The following is a 15,647-nucleotide window of genomic DNA, read 5'->3' as shown; positions in this document are numbered from 1 at the left end:
GCGGAGGCTGTCCAGGATTCTCTGATCAGTCGGTGACCGTGCCGGTCACCGTCGTGAAGGGTGTCTCGTCGGTGGATCCGTACATCTCGAGCCGCACCTGCTCGTCTGGCTCGTCCAGCGAGTCGGTGACGGTGGGAATGGTCAGCTCGGTGCTCGACTCACCGGCAGGGATGACGCCGAACGGACCCGCGAACGTTTCGGACAGCGGCCGGGACGGTTCCGGGTCCTCCCCGGTCAAGTCGGTGAACCACTGCGGATCGACGTCCGTGCTGGACAGCTCCGGGCCGCCGGGCGGCGTCGGCTGGCCGTACACGACAAGCTCCACACCGGCGGGCTGGTCGATCGTGGCCCGCCAAGTCAGCGTGCCCCCTTCGGTCACCCGGTCGGCGACCGGGGTGATGGTCACGGCCGGCGCCGGATCGTCCTCGGCCACCAGCAGCTCGCCCAGATAGTCACCCACCACCATGCCACGCACCGCCTTCACACCGACGTCGTACATTCGGTCGCCGGTGTAGACGGTGTCGCCCGGCACCCGGACCGGCACCAGGACCGAACGGTCACCCGGCCGCACCGACGCCACCCAGGAACGGGTGTCGCCGGTGTCGCGTTCCGTCACGAACACGCGAACCTGTCCGCCCCCGCGGCCACTGACTCGGACCGGCATCCGGAAGGTCTGTACGCCTGTGTCGCCCTCCGTCGCCGGTTGGGCCGCGAGTGTGCCCACGTCGACGCGCGGGAGCTCGACCGGACGGGGCGCCGGGGTTCCTGGCCGCCAGCCCCACGCGTCGACCAGCCAGGCCTGCCCGGCGGCACTGCGCGGGACGAGGTCCAGCCGGGTGACCCGCTGCGGCCGCTTCACCGGTACGCGGACCTCCTGCGCCCAGTAGCGTGGCAAGAGCTCGGTGCTCGGCAACCCGTCCAGCCGCACCTCGCCCAGCTCGGTACGCCGCCCTCCGTCGTCGGTCACCACGACGCCGAACCGGTTGTCCGACGTGTTCGGCGGCACGGCGATCCGCAGCGCCAGGGCGTCCGCCACCGGCACCGCGCGCGGCGGGTCGAACGACACCCCCTGGCCCGCATGCGACCAGTTCATCTTCACCGAGTATCGGCCCGCCTCCTCCGGCACTCTCCGCATGTCGGCGAAGTGCGGCGACTGGGCCAGCCCGAGTTCCGAAAGTGACAGGCACATCCGGTCGTCGTCGAGGGTGACCTCGGCGCACAGCTCGCCGGCGCCGGTCACCCGTACCTTCCGGTCGGGAACGATCAGCGGTGTCCGCGCGCCGCCGACCGCGTGGCTCAGCACCCGGACCGGATCGGCGGACGGTGCCCGCACGCCGGTGCCGTCGAGCAGCGGGCGCACCCGGTCGTCGCCACCGACGAACAGCCGCGCGGCCGCCGCGATGTACGTCGCCCCGGCCCGTTGTTGCTGGGTCGCGGTGATCCGGGTCGGCGTGCCGGGTGAGCACACCGCGTCCTCGATGTCGTCCGGGAAGTCGTCGAACGCCGGCGCCACCGCCTGCCCGGGCGTCCACTCGGTGTTGAAGTAGTTGTGGTTCGCGCCGACCATGAACAGCGCGCTGTGCAGCGCGCGCCCGCGGCTGACGCCGATCGTGCCGTCCACGAACACCTGGCCCTGCAGGTCGGCGACGTCGCCGTCGCAGCTGGGCAGGATGGTGGCCGACGGGACGTCCGGAACGATGTTCTGTCCGAAGATCGTCGGACCGATCAGCAGCAGGCCGCGGATGGTCCAGCGGACCTGACCGTGGTACCCGTCCTGGTCCGCCGGCGGCGGGGTCAGGCTGTCCATCGCAGCCCTGCTCACGCCCTCGCCGCCCCGCGAGTGTCCGATCAGGAACACGCGGGCCAGATCAGCTCGCGGCGCCGCCCGGACCGCGGCCGGTGCCGACGCTCGGCCACTGCCGGACCAGTCCGCCCAGCGGGCCAGGTGCAGCCGGACCAGCGACGATCGCGCCTGGGCGCCGAGATCCTCGACGTCGTTGTCCTGCGCGTTGACGCCGTTCGCCGAGATCGACACCGTGACGTAGCCCTGCGATGCGAGCAGCCGCTGCGCCTCGAGGTAGCCACGGTGACTCGGGACCGCCGTCTTGCCCTCCGGGCAGGGCCACTCCAGGCTGATCTGTTCCAGATCGTCACCGGCGAAGCAGGTGAAATGCCGCCCGTGCAGGAAGAGGGCCAGCGGCCGCGGGCCTTCAGCGCCCTGCGGCGCGACGACCACGCCCTCCATCTCGATCGCCTCCGGATAGTCCGGCAGCGTGACGCGGGGCAACGTGTACTCCCCGGTCACTGTTGCGTACGGCCCCGGCCGCCCGGGATCGACCGCGCCGGCCCGGCCGAGCGCCGGCGGCTCCATGTCGCCCACAGACCGGCGCTGCGCCTGCGGCAGCGGCCCGTCGATACGCCGGCCACCCGCGCGGACCTGCAGCTCAGTCGGCTTCGGCAGTCGGTCCACCTCGAGCCGGAACGTACGGTGGTCGGTCGTGCTGGGCCGGCCCAGCACCCGGTCCCCGGCGTAGAACTCGACGACCGCGTCGCCGGCCATCAGCCGCGGCGCGGTCCAGGTCAGTGTGTGTCCGTCGCTCACCCGCCAGCCGGAGCCGGGTAACGGGTCGGACGGTTCCGCCGACGCCTGGACGGCTGTTCCCAACACCATCGCCGCGGTCATCACCGCGGCTGCGATCACCCTGCGCATCAGCGCCTCCCCATCGATCGACATCATCGTTCTAGTCGACGGGAGCAAACGAGCCGCTACCCAGCGACCCTCGACGCCGGCGGCGACCCAGCGCTCACCGCCACCTGAATCAGCGAGGCCACCGCGATCAAGAAAGCCGCTCAGACCCGTCACGGACGCCTTTGACGACCTGTTTCGGCTGCTCCGCGACGCTGATCCACGGGACCGGGCGGAGCTCTGCAGTCCGGTCAACATCCGCCGCGCGTGCCGGCTCCACGGCCGCGAACGCGTGTCACCGCCGCCCTGCTCGCTCGGCGGTGACCAGTGACCGCCACCAACTCCGGACCAGAGATCCTGCAAGCCGCGCGGTTACTGCGGCAGCAGATGGGCGTCTCCGGCACCGATCTGCTCACCGCACCCGCCAACACAGCGTCGGGTATGCCATCGTTCCGCGACTACGTGCCAGTCGTGATGGCCGCGGTATCGCCCGCATCCCAGCGCATGCACGGCACCTACTCGAACAAAGCCACGCCGGTCATCTCTCGGCGAGAGCCTCCACCGGTGTCGCGCGAGCCGCTCGCCGGCCGGGAAGGACCGAGGCGAGGATGCCGGCGCCGACGGCCACGGCGGCGACCGTCAGGGTTTGCGGCACCGACATCGAGAACCGGACGTTCTCGAGGTTCAGCTGGCCGCTGACCGCGTGGGTGCCGATCCAGCCGAAGAACGTCCCGGCGGCGATGCCCGCGACGGCGCCGGAGAGGCTGAGCAGGGCCGCCTCGACGGCGAGCATCCCGCGCAGCTGCCGCCGTTGCAGCCCGAGGGCCCGCAGCAGTGCGGACTCGCGGGTGCGTTCGAGCACCGACAGGCCGAGGGTGTTGCCGACGCCGACGAGCGCGATCAGGACCGCCACCGCGAGCAGCATGGTGGTCAGCGCCAGCAGCCTGTCGAGAGCCGCGTGGTACATGAGCTTCGCCGACAGCCCGCCGCCGACCTCGGCGCCGGTGAGCGGTTCGACGGCGGACCGCAGCTGCGACCGCAACGCGGTGACGTCGGCCCCCGGCCGCGCCTTGGCCCACACGGTGCCGACCGGGGCGCCGTCGTCGAGCGTGGCGAGCACCTGAGGCGCGACGACCAGCCCCTCGTCGGGTGCCAGATGGTCGGCCCGGACCGGCAGGGTCACCGAGCCCGACCGGCCGGTGACGGTGACCGGGCCGCCGTCCCGCAACCCGATCTCGTCCAGCAGGTACGGGTCGGCGAGGACGACCCCGGCGCTGACCGGCGGGTGCAGACCCGACACCACAGCCATCGCGTCGGCGCCGGGCCCCAGCACCCGGACCGGCCGTGGTTTGCCGCCGCCCCGGACGGTGACCCGCGACGACCGCACCCCGGCGGCGCCGGCGATCCCCGAGACCGCGGCGATGTCACCGGTCGCGCGGGCCGGCAGCGCCCCGTCGAACATCGACACGGTGACGTCGACCGGATAGCGCACGTCGAGATTGCCGTCGGCCGTCGCCTTCATGCCGGCCGCGCCGACCTGGAGCGCGACGACCAGTCCGACGGCCAGCATCAGCGCGGCGCCGGTCGCGGCCGCCCGGCCGGGATTGCGCACCGCGTTGTCGGTGGCCAGCCGCGCGGCCGGGCCGGTACGCCGCAGGGCCGAGCCCAGGCCGCGCAGCAGCGGGGGCAGGAACAGCCCGGTGGCCGAGAGCAGCCCGGCGGCGCACACGAACGACCCGCCCACCGAGTAGAGCAGTGCGACCGTGGTGTCGGTGAAGCCGAGGCCGATCGCAGCCAGCCCGAGGGCGATCAGGCCCAGAGACCCAGCCCGGCGGGCGAGTGAGGTGCGGCGCTCGGTCGCCGGGTCGGCGACGGCACGCAGCGCGTCCAGCGGGGCGATCCGGACCGCCCGCCGCGCCGGCACCAGCACCGACAGCACCGCGATCATGACTCCGACGGCGGCGACGGCAGCCACCTGCCCGGCCGGTAGGGCGAACTCGCCGTCCAGCACGGCCGCGACGCAGGCCGCGAGCGCCACACCGAGCCCGACGCCGAGCAGGGACCCGGTGGCGCCGATCGCTGTCGCCTCGACGAGCAGTCCCCGCCGGATCTGGTCCCGCCCGGCGCCGACCGCCCGCAGCAACCCGATCTGCCGGCGCCGCTGGGCGACCAGGATCAGGAAAGTGTTCACGATCATGATGCTCCCGACCAGCAGCGCGACCGCGCCGAAGACCAGCAGCAGGAGCTGGAAGATGAACACGCCCTGGGTCTTCTCGGCCAACTTGCGCTGGGTGAATCCCGCGGACGTCTCGACCCGGTCGCCACCGGCCACCGCGGTGACGCGTGCGGCGAGTTGGTCCTGCGTGACCGTGCCGTCGCCGATGACGAGGATCTCCGTCTGCAGCGACGTGTGGATGGAGCCGGCGACGCTGTAGAACGACGGTGCGACGAAGGAGCGCGGCGCCAGCCCGGACAGCAACGAGTTGCCCTCGTGAGCGAGGCCGGTGACGGTCAGGGTCGCGGACGAGTTGCGGTCGTTGATCGTGATCCGGTCGCCGATGTCCAGGTTGAGCTGCCGGGCGGTGACGCTGCCGAGCACGATCTCGCCGGGTGTCGCGGGCCAGCGGCCCTCGGTCAGGTCGGCCCAGCGGAGCTTCGGGTTGGCGGGGACCGACTGCTGCTGCACCCAGTCGGAGGAGCCGGTCACCCGCCCCTGGGACAGGAAGCTGAGGTCGGCCGAGGCGACCCCGGCCACCGTGCTGATCCGGGTGGCCAGGGCGGCGTGCTCGGCCGGATCACCGGCGCCGACGGTGACCACCACGTCGGTCGCGGCGGTCCGGGCGATGACGCTCTGCTCGAAGGTCGCCGATTCGCCGGCGAGGACGGTCACCGAGGCGGTGAGGTAGCCGACACTGATCATGATCGCGACGACGACAGCGATCACGCGGTGCGGGTTGAGGCGCAGTTCGGCGAGCGCGTTGCGGGCCATCGGGAAGCGGGTCCGGGGGACGGCGGTCATGCGGCGAGGCTCCGCATGACGCCCAGCACCGCGTCCGGGGTGGGATCGCTCAGCTCGTCCACGATCCGGCCGTCGCTGAGCAGCAGCGCCCGGTCGGCGTACGACGCGGCGATCGGGTCGTGGGTCACCATCACGATCGTCTGGCCCAGCTCACGGCAGGAGCGGCGCAGGAAGTCCAGCAGGGTCGCCGCGCTCTGCGAGTCGAGGGCGCCGGTCGGCTCGTCGGCGAAGACCACGTCCGGTCCGGTCACCAGGGCCCGCGCGATCGCGACCCGTTGCTGCTGCCCGCCGGACAGCTCGGCCGGACGGTGGTCCAGGCGGTCGCCGAGACGGAGCGAGCCCACGACGGCGGCGAGCTTGGCCGGATCAGCCGTACGGCCCGCGAGGTCCAGCGGCAGCAGGATGTTCTGCACCGCCGTCAGCGTCGGGAGCAGGTTGAACGACTGGAACACGAAGCCGATCCGGTCCCGCCGGACCCGGGTCAGCTCCCGGTCGTCGAGCACGGACAGGTCCTGGCCGCCGATGTACGCGTGGCCGCCGGTGGCCCGGTCCAGCCCGGCCAGGCAGTGCATGAAGGTGGACTTGCCGGAGCCGGACGGGCCCATCACCGCGGTGAACGTGCCGCGCCCGAAGTCGGCGGTGACGCCCCGCAGGGCGGGCACGGCCGTGTCGCCGGTGCCGTAGGTCTTGGTGAGGTCCCGCGCCGCGGCCGGACTGATTTCGGTCATGATCCTGAACCTAGGCAGCCGTCGGCCGGAACAGATCGGCCCGCAGTATCGCCCCTCACCACGCCATCTCCGACCGTGGTCGGAGCCGGCCGGCCGTCAGTCCGGTGCGGACACTCCGGCCTCGAACGCGAAGAGCACCAGGGCGACCCGGTCGCGGCACCGCAGTTTCGCCAGGAGGTTGCCGATGTGGGTCTTCACCGTGCTCTCGGCCATGTGCAGCCGCGTCGCGACCTCCGCGTTGGTGTCGCCGGCCGCGATCGCGCCGAGCACCTCGATCTCCCGCGGGGTGAGCAGCCCGAGACGGTCGTCGGGCGCCGCCGGGCCACCCGGCATCCGGTCGACGAAGTGCGCGATGAGCCGCCGGGTCGCGGCCGGCGCGACGACCGAGCCGCCGGCGGCGACACCACGGACCGCCGCCAGCAGTTCCTCCTGGCGGGCGTCCTTGAGCAGGAATCCGGCCGCGCCGGCGCGCAGGGCCGCGAAGACGTACTCGTCCAGATCGAACGTGGTCAGGATGAGCACTCGGGCCGGGTGTCCGAGCCGGGTCAGCTGCCGGGTCGCCTCGACGCCGTCCATGACCGGCATCCGGACGTCCATCAGCACCACGTCGGCGTCGACGCCGCGCAGCCTCGCCACGGCGTCCCGGCCGTCACCGGCCTCCCCCACCACGGTCAGGTCGTCCTCTGCCTCGATCATCATCCGCAGTCCGTCGCGGACCAGCCGCTGGTCGTCGACGAGGAACATGCCGAGCGTCATCGGCGCGCCGATCCTGGCGCCCGGTGCGCGGGCAGGACCGCGTGCACCTCGAAGCCGCGGCCGGCGTGAGGGCCGGCGGTCAGGGTGCCGTCGTGCATCCGGACCCGCTCCCGCATCGCCGCGAGACCGGTGCCCCGGCCGTCGGCGGCCGGCGACGTCCCGGACCCGTCGTCGCGGACGACCAGATCGATCGCCCGCTCTCCGATGTCGAGCCGGACGTCCACCGCGGCGCCGGGTCCGGCGTGCCGCAGCACGTTGGTCAGGCTCTCCTGGACCAGGCGGTACACCGTCACCCCGGCCATCGGGCCGACCTGCCGCCGGTCGCCGTCGACGCGCAGCCGGGCCCGGCCGTCGAGCCGGGACACCAGCTCGTCGAGGTCACCGATCCCGGGCGACGGCCGGTAGGCGGCCTCCGGCGAGCCGTCCACCGCTGATCCGTCGCCCCGCAGCATCGCGACAACCTCCCGCAGGTCGCCGAGGGACTCCCGGGCCGTCCCGGCGATGGTCTCCAGGATCTCCGGAGCGCGCTGCGGGTGCCGCGCCGTGAGCGCCCGGCCGCCCTCGGCCTGGACGGCGATGACCGACAGCGAATGGGCGACGATGTCGTGGACCTCCCGGGCCAGCGCGGTGCGCTCCTCGGCCGCCGCCTGGACGGCGCGATCGTGCTCGGCCCGCTCCAGCCGGCGCGAGGCTGTGCACCAGGATCGGCACGGCCACCGCGGAGACACTCGGACTCTCCAGCGTGCCGACCTGGACCACCGCCGCGACCGTCAGGGCGGCCAGCGCGGCCCGGGGGTACGCCCGGCGGATCACCAGCGGCGCGCACATGCCCACCACGACAGCCACGGCCCACGGCTCCCGGTAGGCGAACACGAGGCTCACCAGCGCGACGCCCAGCGCCAGCGGGGCGTCGCGCGGCAGCCTGGATCGGTCGCGTGCACTCATGACCCCACCACGCTATCCAGCCCGGCGTGGCTTGCCATCCGACCGCGGTCGGAGATCGCGCCGCCGGCCGGGCTGGGTCCCGGCCCGCGCGCCCCTCCCACTCACAGCCGTAGAACTGACTCACCGGTGGCACATCGTCTCCCTTGCCCACGCTCATCGGTGCCGCGCGATCACCGGCAGCGTCAGTCGGCTGGGATGGGTCGGGCCGTGGAAGATCCGATTCAGGGCGACCTGGGTCTCCGTCGTGGTGGCGATGGTGCCGCCGTTGTTGGGGTTACGGTCGTACCGCGGGAAGTTGCTGCTGGACACCTCGAGCCGGATGCGGTGGCCGGGAACGAAGACGTTCGAGGTGATGCCCATGTCGACCGTGGCCTCGACGATCGACCCGGGTTCCAGCGGCTGTGGTCGACCGACGCCGGCTCGATACCGCATACGGCACAGGCCTTCACAGAGGATGAGGGCACGGCCGTCCGGGAAGACGTCGACCAGTTTTCCCGTGACGTCGGTGTCGACGGCCGTCGAGGACATGTGCACGGTGAGGGCCACATGACCGGTGACCTCGAGCGGCTCCTCCAGGCGGTCGCTGGTGTAGCAGAGCACGTCGCCGCGACGTTCCACGGCCGCCTGATCGGCGGGGCCGGCGAGTCCGTCGGCCCCGAGCGTCGCTCCGCCCACGGTCGGGACGGGGTCGAGGGGATCGTAGGAGAACGAGTCGGCGACGTCGTCGATGGCTGGACTGCGGTGCAGCCGGCCGTCCCCTTCCGAAGTGTTGGCCGGTCCCGAACCGTGCAGGAAGTAGTCCTCGTACCGGGTGCCGGGCAGGGGCCAGTCGTCCTCCTCGCGCCACCGGTCCAGCCCCATGACGAAGATGCGTACCCGCGCACCCGGATCCACCCCGGTGCGGCCCCTCACCCACCGGTCGAAGAACCGCAGATGGGCTTGCGTCAGCGCCGCGGCCTTGACGGATCCGGCCGGCCCGAACGAGCGATCGGGGAAGATCCCCTGGTCGGCGCCGTCGCCGTGGCCCCACGGGCCGATGATGAGCTGCTGACCCTCGCGGGCCGCCGCGCTGCCGCCGGTGCGGCGCATGGTGGTGTACGAGCGTACGACCTCACCGGCGAACACGTCGTACCAGCCGGTCACATTCAGCGCCGGGACGGTGATCGCCGCACTGTGTTCCAACGCCGACTGGGCCGCCCAGTAGTCGTCGTAGCCCGGGTGGGTGAGCATCTCCCCCAGCCAGGGGAGGCCCCGCAGGAGCGCGCCCCGGCCACCGATCGGCAGCGAGTACAGGGTTTCGGCGTCGTCGAGCGCGGCCCGGATCTCGGCCGCGTCCCGCTGATCCGACGGGCCGTTGCTCTGCGGACGCGACAGGTTGGCCACAGCCATGCGGGCCGACCAGTTGAACAGCGTGCCCTGCGATACCGCACCCTGGGCCGAGTACCAGGCCCGGTACACGTCCGCCGAGGTCATCGTCGGAGCGATCGCGCGCAGCGCCGGCGGGGCCTCGGCGGCCACCCGCCATTGCGCGAAACCCATGTACGACGCGCCCCACATCCCCACGCTGCCGTCGCACCACGCCTGGCGGTCGATCCAGGCGATCGTGTCGACGGTGTCGCACTGGTCGAAGCGGTGCGGCTCCATCAACCCGGGAGAGGCCCCGGTGCCGCGTACGTCCTGAACGACCACGAGGTAACCGCTGTCGACGAGGGCGCGGATGTCAGGCAGCTTCGGGTTGCCCAGGTGGGCGGTGGAGGTCCGGCCGTACGGGGTGCGGGCGAGCAGGACCGGCCACGGACCGGTTCCGGCCGGCCGCCACAGGTCGGTTGCCAGCGTGACACCGTCGCGCATCGGCACGGCGACGGCGGTGTCTATGCGCAATCCCCTCGGTTCATTCATGTCCACGGGCCATTACCGATTGATCATCCAGTGGCTGAAAGCCACGTAGTTGGTCGCGAACTCCTCCGGCGTAGCCGAGTCCTCCACCCGCTGGGACAACTCGTTGACCTCGCGGTAGTGCGGAATCCGGTCCCGCTCGTAGGCGGCCAGCGCGTCGGCCACCCCGTCGGACGAGGCGAGCAGGCGGGCGAGCAAGAGCCCGTCCTCGACGCCCAGCGACGCACCGGCGGTGATGTGCGGGGAAAGCGCATGAGCGGAGTCCCCCGCCAGAGCCACCCGATGAGACACCCACCGCGGCAACGGCGGAACCAGCATGATCTGGTTGTGCAGCACCTGGTCGTCCGGCGTCGCCTCGATCAGGGCGGGCAGAGCCGGATTCCAGCCCGTCGTGTCGAGGAATGCGGCGCGTTCCGCGGCCTGCTTCTTCGGCGTACCGTCCAGGGGGTCCGCGTCGAACTGGTTGACCAGCCAGTACACCGTGCCGTCGACGGTGGGCACGTACCCGCCGCGGGTCCGTTTCTCACCGAGCACGATGACGCCCCGCTCGATGGCGGCGCCCTCCGGGGGCCGGACCACCGCGCGCCAGGCGTGATGCCCCTTGTGCTTCACGGCGTCGCTGCCCGGCAGCAGCAGGGAACGAACGACCGAGTAGGCGCCGTCCGCCCCGATCAGCACGTCGGCGGCGACGGTCGCCCCGCCCTCAAGACGGATCTCCACGGCGGCATCGGTCTCCTCGTAGCCGATCAGTCGGGAGTCCAGGCGAATGTTGTCCCGGCCCACCGCGTCGGCGAGCAGGTCACTCAGCCGGGCGCGGTGCACGAGCAGATACTGGTGGTCCTCCGCCGAGTACTCCGGCGGACGGATCAGCTCGCCCGTGTGGTCGCGGAAGTACATCTCCGCCGGCTTGCCGATGGCCCGTAGCTGGTCACCCAGTCCCAGCTCGTCGAAGACCGCCAGGGCGTTGGCCCACAGCCCGAGCCCCGCACCGGCCGCCCGGATCTCGGATGCCTGTTCGTGAACCACCGTCTCGATGCCGAGCTTCCGCAACGCGATGGCACTGGTGAGCCCGACGATCCCGGCTCCCGCTACTACTGCACGCATGTGTCGTACCTCCTGAGTCGACGGCAAATCATCGGTCGGTTGTCAGCGGAGCCGGGAGTGCGCGGTCGGCACCAGTCGCACGGTGTCCGCACCCGCGGCCAGAAGCTCCCCCAGCCGAGGCCTGATCTCGGACTCGAAGAGCGGATCCCGGTGCACCCGCTCCACGACTTCCTGTCGTTCTCCATCACTGTGGAATCGGCGGATCCAGACGAAGACGTCGTCCTCGCCGGGTTCGATGAACGCCCCCACGACGGTCATCCCGTGCGCCTCGTGGAACGGAATCGCCTGCTCGTCCATCCACCGGGCCAGCTCTTCGCCGCGTCCGGGCCGAGCCGTCTCGCGGCGAATTTCGTAGAACATCCTGAGCTCCTTTGCATGATGCGGTTGCGGTTCACGCCTGCGTGCCGCGGACGCGAATCCGCCGGATCACCTCCACCACGCCGGTGAGCACCAGAGCGAGCCCCATACCGACGGCGAAAGCCAGCAATGCGTTGTCCTGGAAGAGGGTGCCGCCGAGATAACCCGTCAGGACGGTATAGGTGCTCCAGGCGGTCCCGCCGAGAACGGTGTACAGGAGGAAATACCGATAGTCGTACCGCACCATTCCGCTGGTGACGGTGACGATATAGCGGCCGACCGGAATGAACCTGGTGCTCACGAGAACGAATCCGCCCCGCGCGGCGAGGTGCCGGGAGATCCAGTCATGCGTCGCCCGCCGTTTGGAACCGGGCGGAAGCCGCCTCTTGATGGGAGTGCTCAGCCACCGGCCGAGCGCGTAGGGAACCTGATCGCCGAGGAATGCGCCGACGGCGGTAGCGCCGATGACCAACAGGATGTTGGTGGTGCCCGTGGCGGCGAGGACGCCGGCGATGATGACGACGGGCTCACTCGGGATCAGCGGCAGGAACGAGTCCAGCAGCGACACCGACATGAGGACCAGGTACAGCCAGGGCGACGTCGCCAACGACTCCGCCAGCTCGATCCAGTCGATCATGAGGCTCGCGGTTCGAGCCGTGCGGCCGGATGTGTTCTGTCCCTGTTTCTCATGGAGATCCCTTCTCGTTGGTGAAGATCGATTGCCTCCCCCGCCCCGTGGCGTCAGGTGAGCGCACGAACCAAAAAGACCAGGCCGATCGTGGTGCCGAAGGTGACGATGAGGACCTTCAAAAGGCGGCTGGGCAGGCGTCTGGCCAGGACCGCTCCCGCGTAGCCGCCGACGACCGCCGCGGGGGCCAGGATCAGGACGGCCGGCCAGTTGACCGGTCCGAAGGCCGCGAAGACCAGCACGGTGACAGCGCCCACGGTGACGGTGAGAACGTTCTTGAGGGCATTGATGTGAATCAGCGTCTCGTCGAGCACCAGGGCCAGCGCGGCGACGTACATCACGCCCAGTGCGGCACCGAAGTAGCCGCCGTAGACGGCGCCGGCGAAGACGACCACCTGCAAGGCGATCGCCCGGCGGCGAGGGCTCTGCGTGCGCGGCTGTCCGACCAAGCCGCGCAGGCGCTCCTGGAAGAACAACGTCGCGGCCGCGCCCAGCACCAGGAACGGCGCCAGCAGCTCGAAGGTGCGAGCGGGGGTACGGAGCAGCAGGACGCAGCCGGCCGCTGAGCCGGCGACACAGGCGGGCATCGTCGCCGGGATGCGGCGCCACTGCCCGGCCAGCTCGGCGCGGCTGCCCAGCACACTGGAGACGACGCCGGGGAACACCGAGACCGAGTTGGTGACATTGGCCTGAACCGACGGCAGGCCGGTCGCCATCAGGGCCGGAAAGGTGATCAGCGCGCCACCACCGGCCAGGGCGTTGACTCCGCCGGCAATCACGCCGGCGACAACCAGTAGAAGTATGTGTCCGAGTTCCATAGTTGCCGCGATTCCTGGAAAGAGTGACGGTCCGGCCGCATACATGAAGGAATTGGCGACCGCCTCGCCGAAAACGTTAGGACGCGCATCGCGGGAAAGCCAGTGCGCTCTGGTGAAGCGGCCGTTAACCGCCACGCAATCGCGTGTCGAACAGTCAATGCACGGCAGTGAACGGCCGCTTAACCAATACGCATTGGAAATACCGACGGTGGCTGCTTAACGTGTCCAGCATGAATCTCACTGTTCTCGCCGCGTCCGGGCGTACCGGTGCGGAGCTCGTCCGGCAGGCCTTGCGACGCGGCCACACCGTCACCGCCATCGCCCGCGATGCGGCCCGCATCGCCGTCGCCGACTCGCCCGCCCTGCGCAAGGCTGCTGCCGATGTCAACGATGCCGGGAGCATCGCCGCCGTCGTCGACCCCGACTCAGTCGTCCTGTCCGCGCTCGGCACAGATCGAGCCGGCGTTCTCACCGCGGGCGCCAAGGCGGTGATCGCCGCCCGGCCCCGGCACATCATCTGGCTCGGCGCGTACGGCACGGGCAGGTCCGCTGAGGCGGCAGGCGAAGCGGCCAAGAGCCTCGGCGCGATGCTCGGTGACCGCCTGGCCGACAAGGTGCAGGCCGACGAATCCGTGCTGGCCGCTCGCGGCACGGTTTTTCACGCTTGCCTGCTCGGCGAAGGGCCGGAAAGTCAGAACCGGCGTACGGTCGGGCTGGCGGACGCACCCCCGCTCGACTTCTCCGAGAAGATCTCTCGCGCGACGGTCGCCGCGGCGATGCTCGACGAGGCCGACACGTCCCGCTTCTACGGCGCCGTCGCCGTGCCGCTCTCGGCCTGACCGGCGACCTCTGTCACCGCAGCCCGTACCCGGCCCCGCAGCCAGGCGTGGGCCGGGTCGGAGTCGTGCAGCTGATGCCAGACGCAGTTGATCGAAGCCGGCGGGAACGGGGCCGGCAACGGCCGGCTGACCATGTCGAACGCCTCGACCAGAGGTCGGCTGACCAGTGCCGTCGTGGTGACCAGCATGTCGCTCCGGCTCGCAACGTGCAGGGCCATGGCGCCGGTGGTCACCGCGGCGGCCACCTGACGGCGCAGGCCTTCCGCGGCGAGCACTTCGTCGATCGGCCCGGTGAGGCGGCCGCGCCTCGACACGACCACATGCGGATACGAGGCGTACGAGCGCAGATCGAGGCTCTCGGCGCCGGGATGACCGGACCGCATCGCCACCACCAGGGGATCAGTGCCGAGCGTCTCGGACCGGAACTCCGACAACTCCGGCCGGTCCTGACGGAGTTCGAGGTCGACGCCGCCGCGCCGGAGTTCATCGGTGTCGAAGGAGTTCTCGGACAGGATCCGGAGCCGTACGCCGGGAGCCTCGCTCTGCACCTGGCGCAGCAGCGCCGGCGCCAACGCCGTCGCGAGCCCGTCGTGGCATTGCAGCGTGAAGGTGCGCTCGAGCCGGTCGAGATCGAGCGTGCGGCTCGGCACCAGCACGGCTTGGGCCTGGCGAAGCAGCAGGCCGACGTCGTCCCGGACGGCCCGTGCGTACGGAGTCGGAACCATCGTGTTTCCCGCGCGGACCAGAATGTCGTCACCGGTCAGCTTCCGCAGCCGCGCGAGGCTGCGGCTGATCGCGGGCGACGACAGGTGCAGCCGCTCGGCCGCGCCCATCACGCTTCCCTCTTCGAGGAGAGCGTTGAGCACGACCAGCAGATTCAGATCCAGTTGCACCCGGGTAATTTACCTTCCTGGCCTTTCGCCGCAGCGGATCGACCGCCGTCGTCCCGGCGCTGCCGGAGGACCGCGCCGGGAAGTCAGTCACACGGCAGACCTTCGTCGACGCGTGACGGGGACTCCACAACGACGCCCAGCTCGACGTCATTCACCGCGCCAAAGAGCTGGCCCGCCAGCAGTTGCGGGCCGTCAGTCCGCCAGCGTGTCCAGCCATCGGTTGTACCGCAGGCGCAGGGCACGCTCGGTGCTGCCCACCGTCGCGCTGACCGCGAGCGCGATGTTGAACCAGGCCGACGCGTCGATCGGCGACTCGAAGACACCGAACCGCTCGGCCAGCGGCGGGAACCGAGAGAGCGACTCGACGGTCTGCGGGAGGCCGAGGATCAGCGGCACGACGATCAGGACGAGGGAAATAACGCCGATCCAGCGGCTGAGCAACGGATGCTCGCGGTCGAGCCGGGCCCGGCGCCCCTCGGCCGAGCGTGGATCCGGAACGAGCTGCTGCTCGGTCCCGTCGTCGGCGACGAAGTGGCAGCGCCGGAGGCCGAAGGCCGACGTCTCCACCTCGATCGCGCCGCCTTCGATCGGGAAGACGGCAGGGAGCCTGGCTCGTTCGAAGCGCCGGCCGTCGCGGTACAGATGGGCTTCGGTGTCGAGGTTCTCGTTGCTCTTCATGTGGTTCACGTCGACCGCGTATTCGACCGGCCGGCCCGCGCCGGCGTCCGCGGGAAGATAGAACAGGGACCGGGACAGAGGCTGCCACCAACGGAATCGCTTCAGCGGGCGCCCGTCCCCGAGCTTGATGCGCTGGATGGCCCGGCGCCGCCGCCATTCGTCGAACACCCGGTCATTCAAAACCGTGTCCCCGGAACACAGTCAAGGGGAACGGGCCGACGAATCCGCGGTAGACGAAAC

13 protein-coding genes and 1 pseudogene are annotated in these 15,647 nt (G+C 71.1%); 1 reads left to right on the top strand and 13 read right to left on the bottom strand.

Translation table 11 applies throughout. From position 1 onward, the window contains the following. Window positions 1-25: 25 nt before the first annotated feature. The 11 genes and pseudogenes from KXC43_RS40640 to KXC43_RS40595 form a co-directional block, all read right to left on the bottom strand. On the bottom strand, window positions 26-2,710 hold the full coding sequence (locus KXC43_RS40640; RefSeq protein ID WP_221381584.1) for a hypothetical protein: 2,685 nt from the start codon (window positions 2,708-2,710) through the stop codon (window positions 26-28). A gap of 514 nt (window positions 2,711-3,224) precedes the next feature. Beyond that, the gene (locus KXC43_RS40635; protein ID WP_221381583.1) at window positions 3,225-5,705 is read right to left on the bottom strand and encodes an ABC transporter permease; all 2,481 of its coding nucleotides are present in this window, start codon (window positions 5,703-5,705) and stop codon (window positions 3,225-3,227) included. Next, complete coding sequence (locus KXC43_RS40630) at window positions 5,702-6,433, bottom strand: ABC transporter ATP-binding protein (RefSeq protein WP_221381582.1); 732 nt, start codon at window positions 6,431-6,433, stop codon at window positions 5,702-5,704. The genes KXC43_RS40635 and KXC43_RS40630 overlap by 4 nt, the downstream gene beginning before the upstream one ends. Window positions 6,434-6,529: 96 nt before the next feature. Continuing rightward, window positions 6,530-7,189: a response regulator gene (locus KXC43_RS40625; protein WP_221381581.1), complete on the bottom strand. Its 660-nt coding sequence runs from the start codon at window positions 7,187-7,189 to the stop codon at window positions 6,530-6,532. Then, window positions 7,186-7,917 carry a sensor histidine kinase gene (locus KXC43_RS40620; protein ID WP_221381580.1) on the bottom strand — a complete coding sequence of 244 codons (732 nt, stop codon included), beginning with the start codon at window positions 7,915-7,917 and terminating at the stop codon, window positions 7,186-7,188. Before KXC43_RS40620 ends, KXC43_RS40625 begins: the two co-directional genes overlap by 4 nt. Beyond that, window positions 7,913-8,134, bottom strand: a pseudogene (locus KXC43_RS53640) (DUF7134 domain-containing protein); the annotation flags it as partial. The pseudogene KXC43_RS53640 and the gene KXC43_RS40620, both read right to left, overlap by 5 nt. 153 nt (window positions 8,135-8,287) lie before the next feature. After that, window positions 8,288-10,033, bottom strand: coding sequence for a CocE/NonD family hydrolase (locus KXC43_RS40615; RefSeq protein ID WP_221381579.1), 1,746 nt, complete (start codon window positions 10,031-10,033; stop codon window positions 8,288-8,290). Between the two features lie 12 nt (window positions 10,034-10,045). Continuing rightward, window positions 10,046-11,134 (bottom strand): FAD-dependent oxidoreductase, encoded by a 1,089-nt coding sequence (locus tag KXC43_RS40610; RefSeq protein WP_221381578.1) that lies wholly within the window; start codon window positions 11,132-11,134, stop codon window positions 10,046-10,048. Window positions 11,135-11,176: 42 nt separating this feature from the next. Continuing rightward, on the bottom strand, window positions 11,177-11,494 hold the full coding sequence (locus tag KXC43_RS40605) for an NIPSNAP family protein (RefSeq protein WP_221381577.1): 318 nt from the start codon (window positions 11,492-11,494) through the stop codon (window positions 11,177-11,179). Window positions 11,495-11,525: 31 nt separating this feature from the next. Continuing rightward, window positions 11,526-12,128: a DedA family protein gene (locus KXC43_RS40600; RefSeq protein ID WP_221381576.1), complete on the bottom strand. Its 603-nt coding sequence runs from the start codon at window positions 12,126-12,128 to the stop codon at window positions 11,526-11,528. 104 nt (window positions 12,129-12,232) lie between these two features. Continuing rightward, window positions 12,233-12,997: a sulfite exporter TauE/SafE family protein gene (locus KXC43_RS40595; RefSeq protein ID WP_221381575.1), complete on the bottom strand. Its 765-nt coding sequence runs from the start codon at window positions 12,995-12,997 to the stop codon at window positions 12,233-12,235. A gap of 230 nt (window positions 12,998-13,227) precedes the next feature. Here KXC43_RS40595 and KXC43_RS40590 point away from each other — a divergent pair, with 230 nt between their 5' ends. Next, the gene (locus KXC43_RS40590; protein ID WP_221381574.1) at window positions 13,228-13,836 is read left to right on the top strand and encodes an NAD(P)-dependent oxidoreductase; all 609 of its coding nucleotides are present in this window, start codon (window positions 13,228-13,230) and stop codon (window positions 13,834-13,836) included. Here KXC43_RS40590 and KXC43_RS40585 read toward each other — a convergent pair. Further along, window positions 13,803-14,729: a LysR family transcriptional regulator gene (locus KXC43_RS40585; RefSeq protein ID WP_221381573.1), complete on the bottom strand. Its 927-nt coding sequence runs from the start codon at window positions 14,727-14,729 to the stop codon at window positions 13,803-13,805. The genes KXC43_RS40590 and KXC43_RS40585 overlap by 34 nt on opposite strands. A gap of 192 nt (window positions 14,730-14,921) precedes the next feature. After that, on the bottom strand, window positions 14,922-15,575 hold the full coding sequence (locus KXC43_RS40580; protein ID WP_221381572.1) for a hypothetical protein: 654 nt from the start codon (window positions 15,573-15,575) through the stop codon (window positions 14,922-14,924). Window positions 15,576-15,647: the final 72 nt, after the last annotated feature.

Origin of the sequence: Paractinoplanes polyasparticus (assembly GCF_019710575.1) — a bacterium.
GTDB classification, from domain to species: domain Bacteria; phylum Actinomycetota; class Actinomycetes; order Mycobacteriales; family Micromonosporaceae; genus Actinoplanes; species Actinoplanes polyasparticus.
This window is presented reverse-complemented; position numbering and strand designations above follow the sequence as displayed.

Excerpts from the sequence above, each read along its gene's own strand:
- KXC43_RS40610 (WP_221381578.1), bottom strand. The coding sequence starts at position 11,134 with ATGCGTGCAGTAGTAGCGGGAGCCGGGATCGTCGGGCTCACCAGTGCC.
- KXC43_RS40615 (WP_221381579.1), bottom strand. The coding sequence starts at position 10,033 with ATGAATGAACCGAGGGGATTGCGCATAGACACCGCCGTCGCCGTGCCG.
- KXC43_RS40640 (WP_221381584.1), bottom strand. The coding sequence starts at position 2,710 with ATGCGCAGGGTGATCGCAGCCGCGGTGATGACCGCGGCGATGGTGTTG.
- KXC43_RS40595 (WP_221381575.1), bottom strand. The coding sequence starts at position 12,997 with ATGGAACTCGGACACATACTTCTACTGGTTGTCGCCGGCGTGATTGCC.
- KXC43_RS40630 (WP_221381582.1), bottom strand. The coding sequence starts at position 6,433 with ATGACCGAAATCAGTCCGGCCGCGGCGCGGGACCTCACCAAGACCTAC.
- KXC43_RS40600 (WP_221381576.1), bottom strand. The coding sequence starts at position 12,128 with ATGATCGACTGGATCGAGCTGGCGGAGTCGTTGGCGACGTCGCCCTGG.
- KXC43_RS40605 (WP_221381577.1), bottom strand. The coding sequence starts at position 11,494 with ATGTTCTACGAAATTCGCCGCGAGACGGCTCGGCCCGGACGCGGCGAA.
- KXC43_RS40625 (WP_221381581.1), bottom strand. The coding sequence starts at position 7,189 with ATGACGCTCGGCATGTTCCTCGTCGACGACCAGCGGCTGGTCCGCGAC.
- KXC43_RS40635 (WP_221381583.1), bottom strand. The coding sequence starts at position 5,705 with ATGACCGCCGTCCCCCGGACCCGCTTCCCGATGGCCCGCAACGCGCTC.
- KXC43_RS40590 (WP_221381574.1), top strand. The coding sequence starts at position 13,228 with ATGAATCTCACTGTTCTCGCCGCGTCCGGGCGTACCGGTGCGGAGCTC.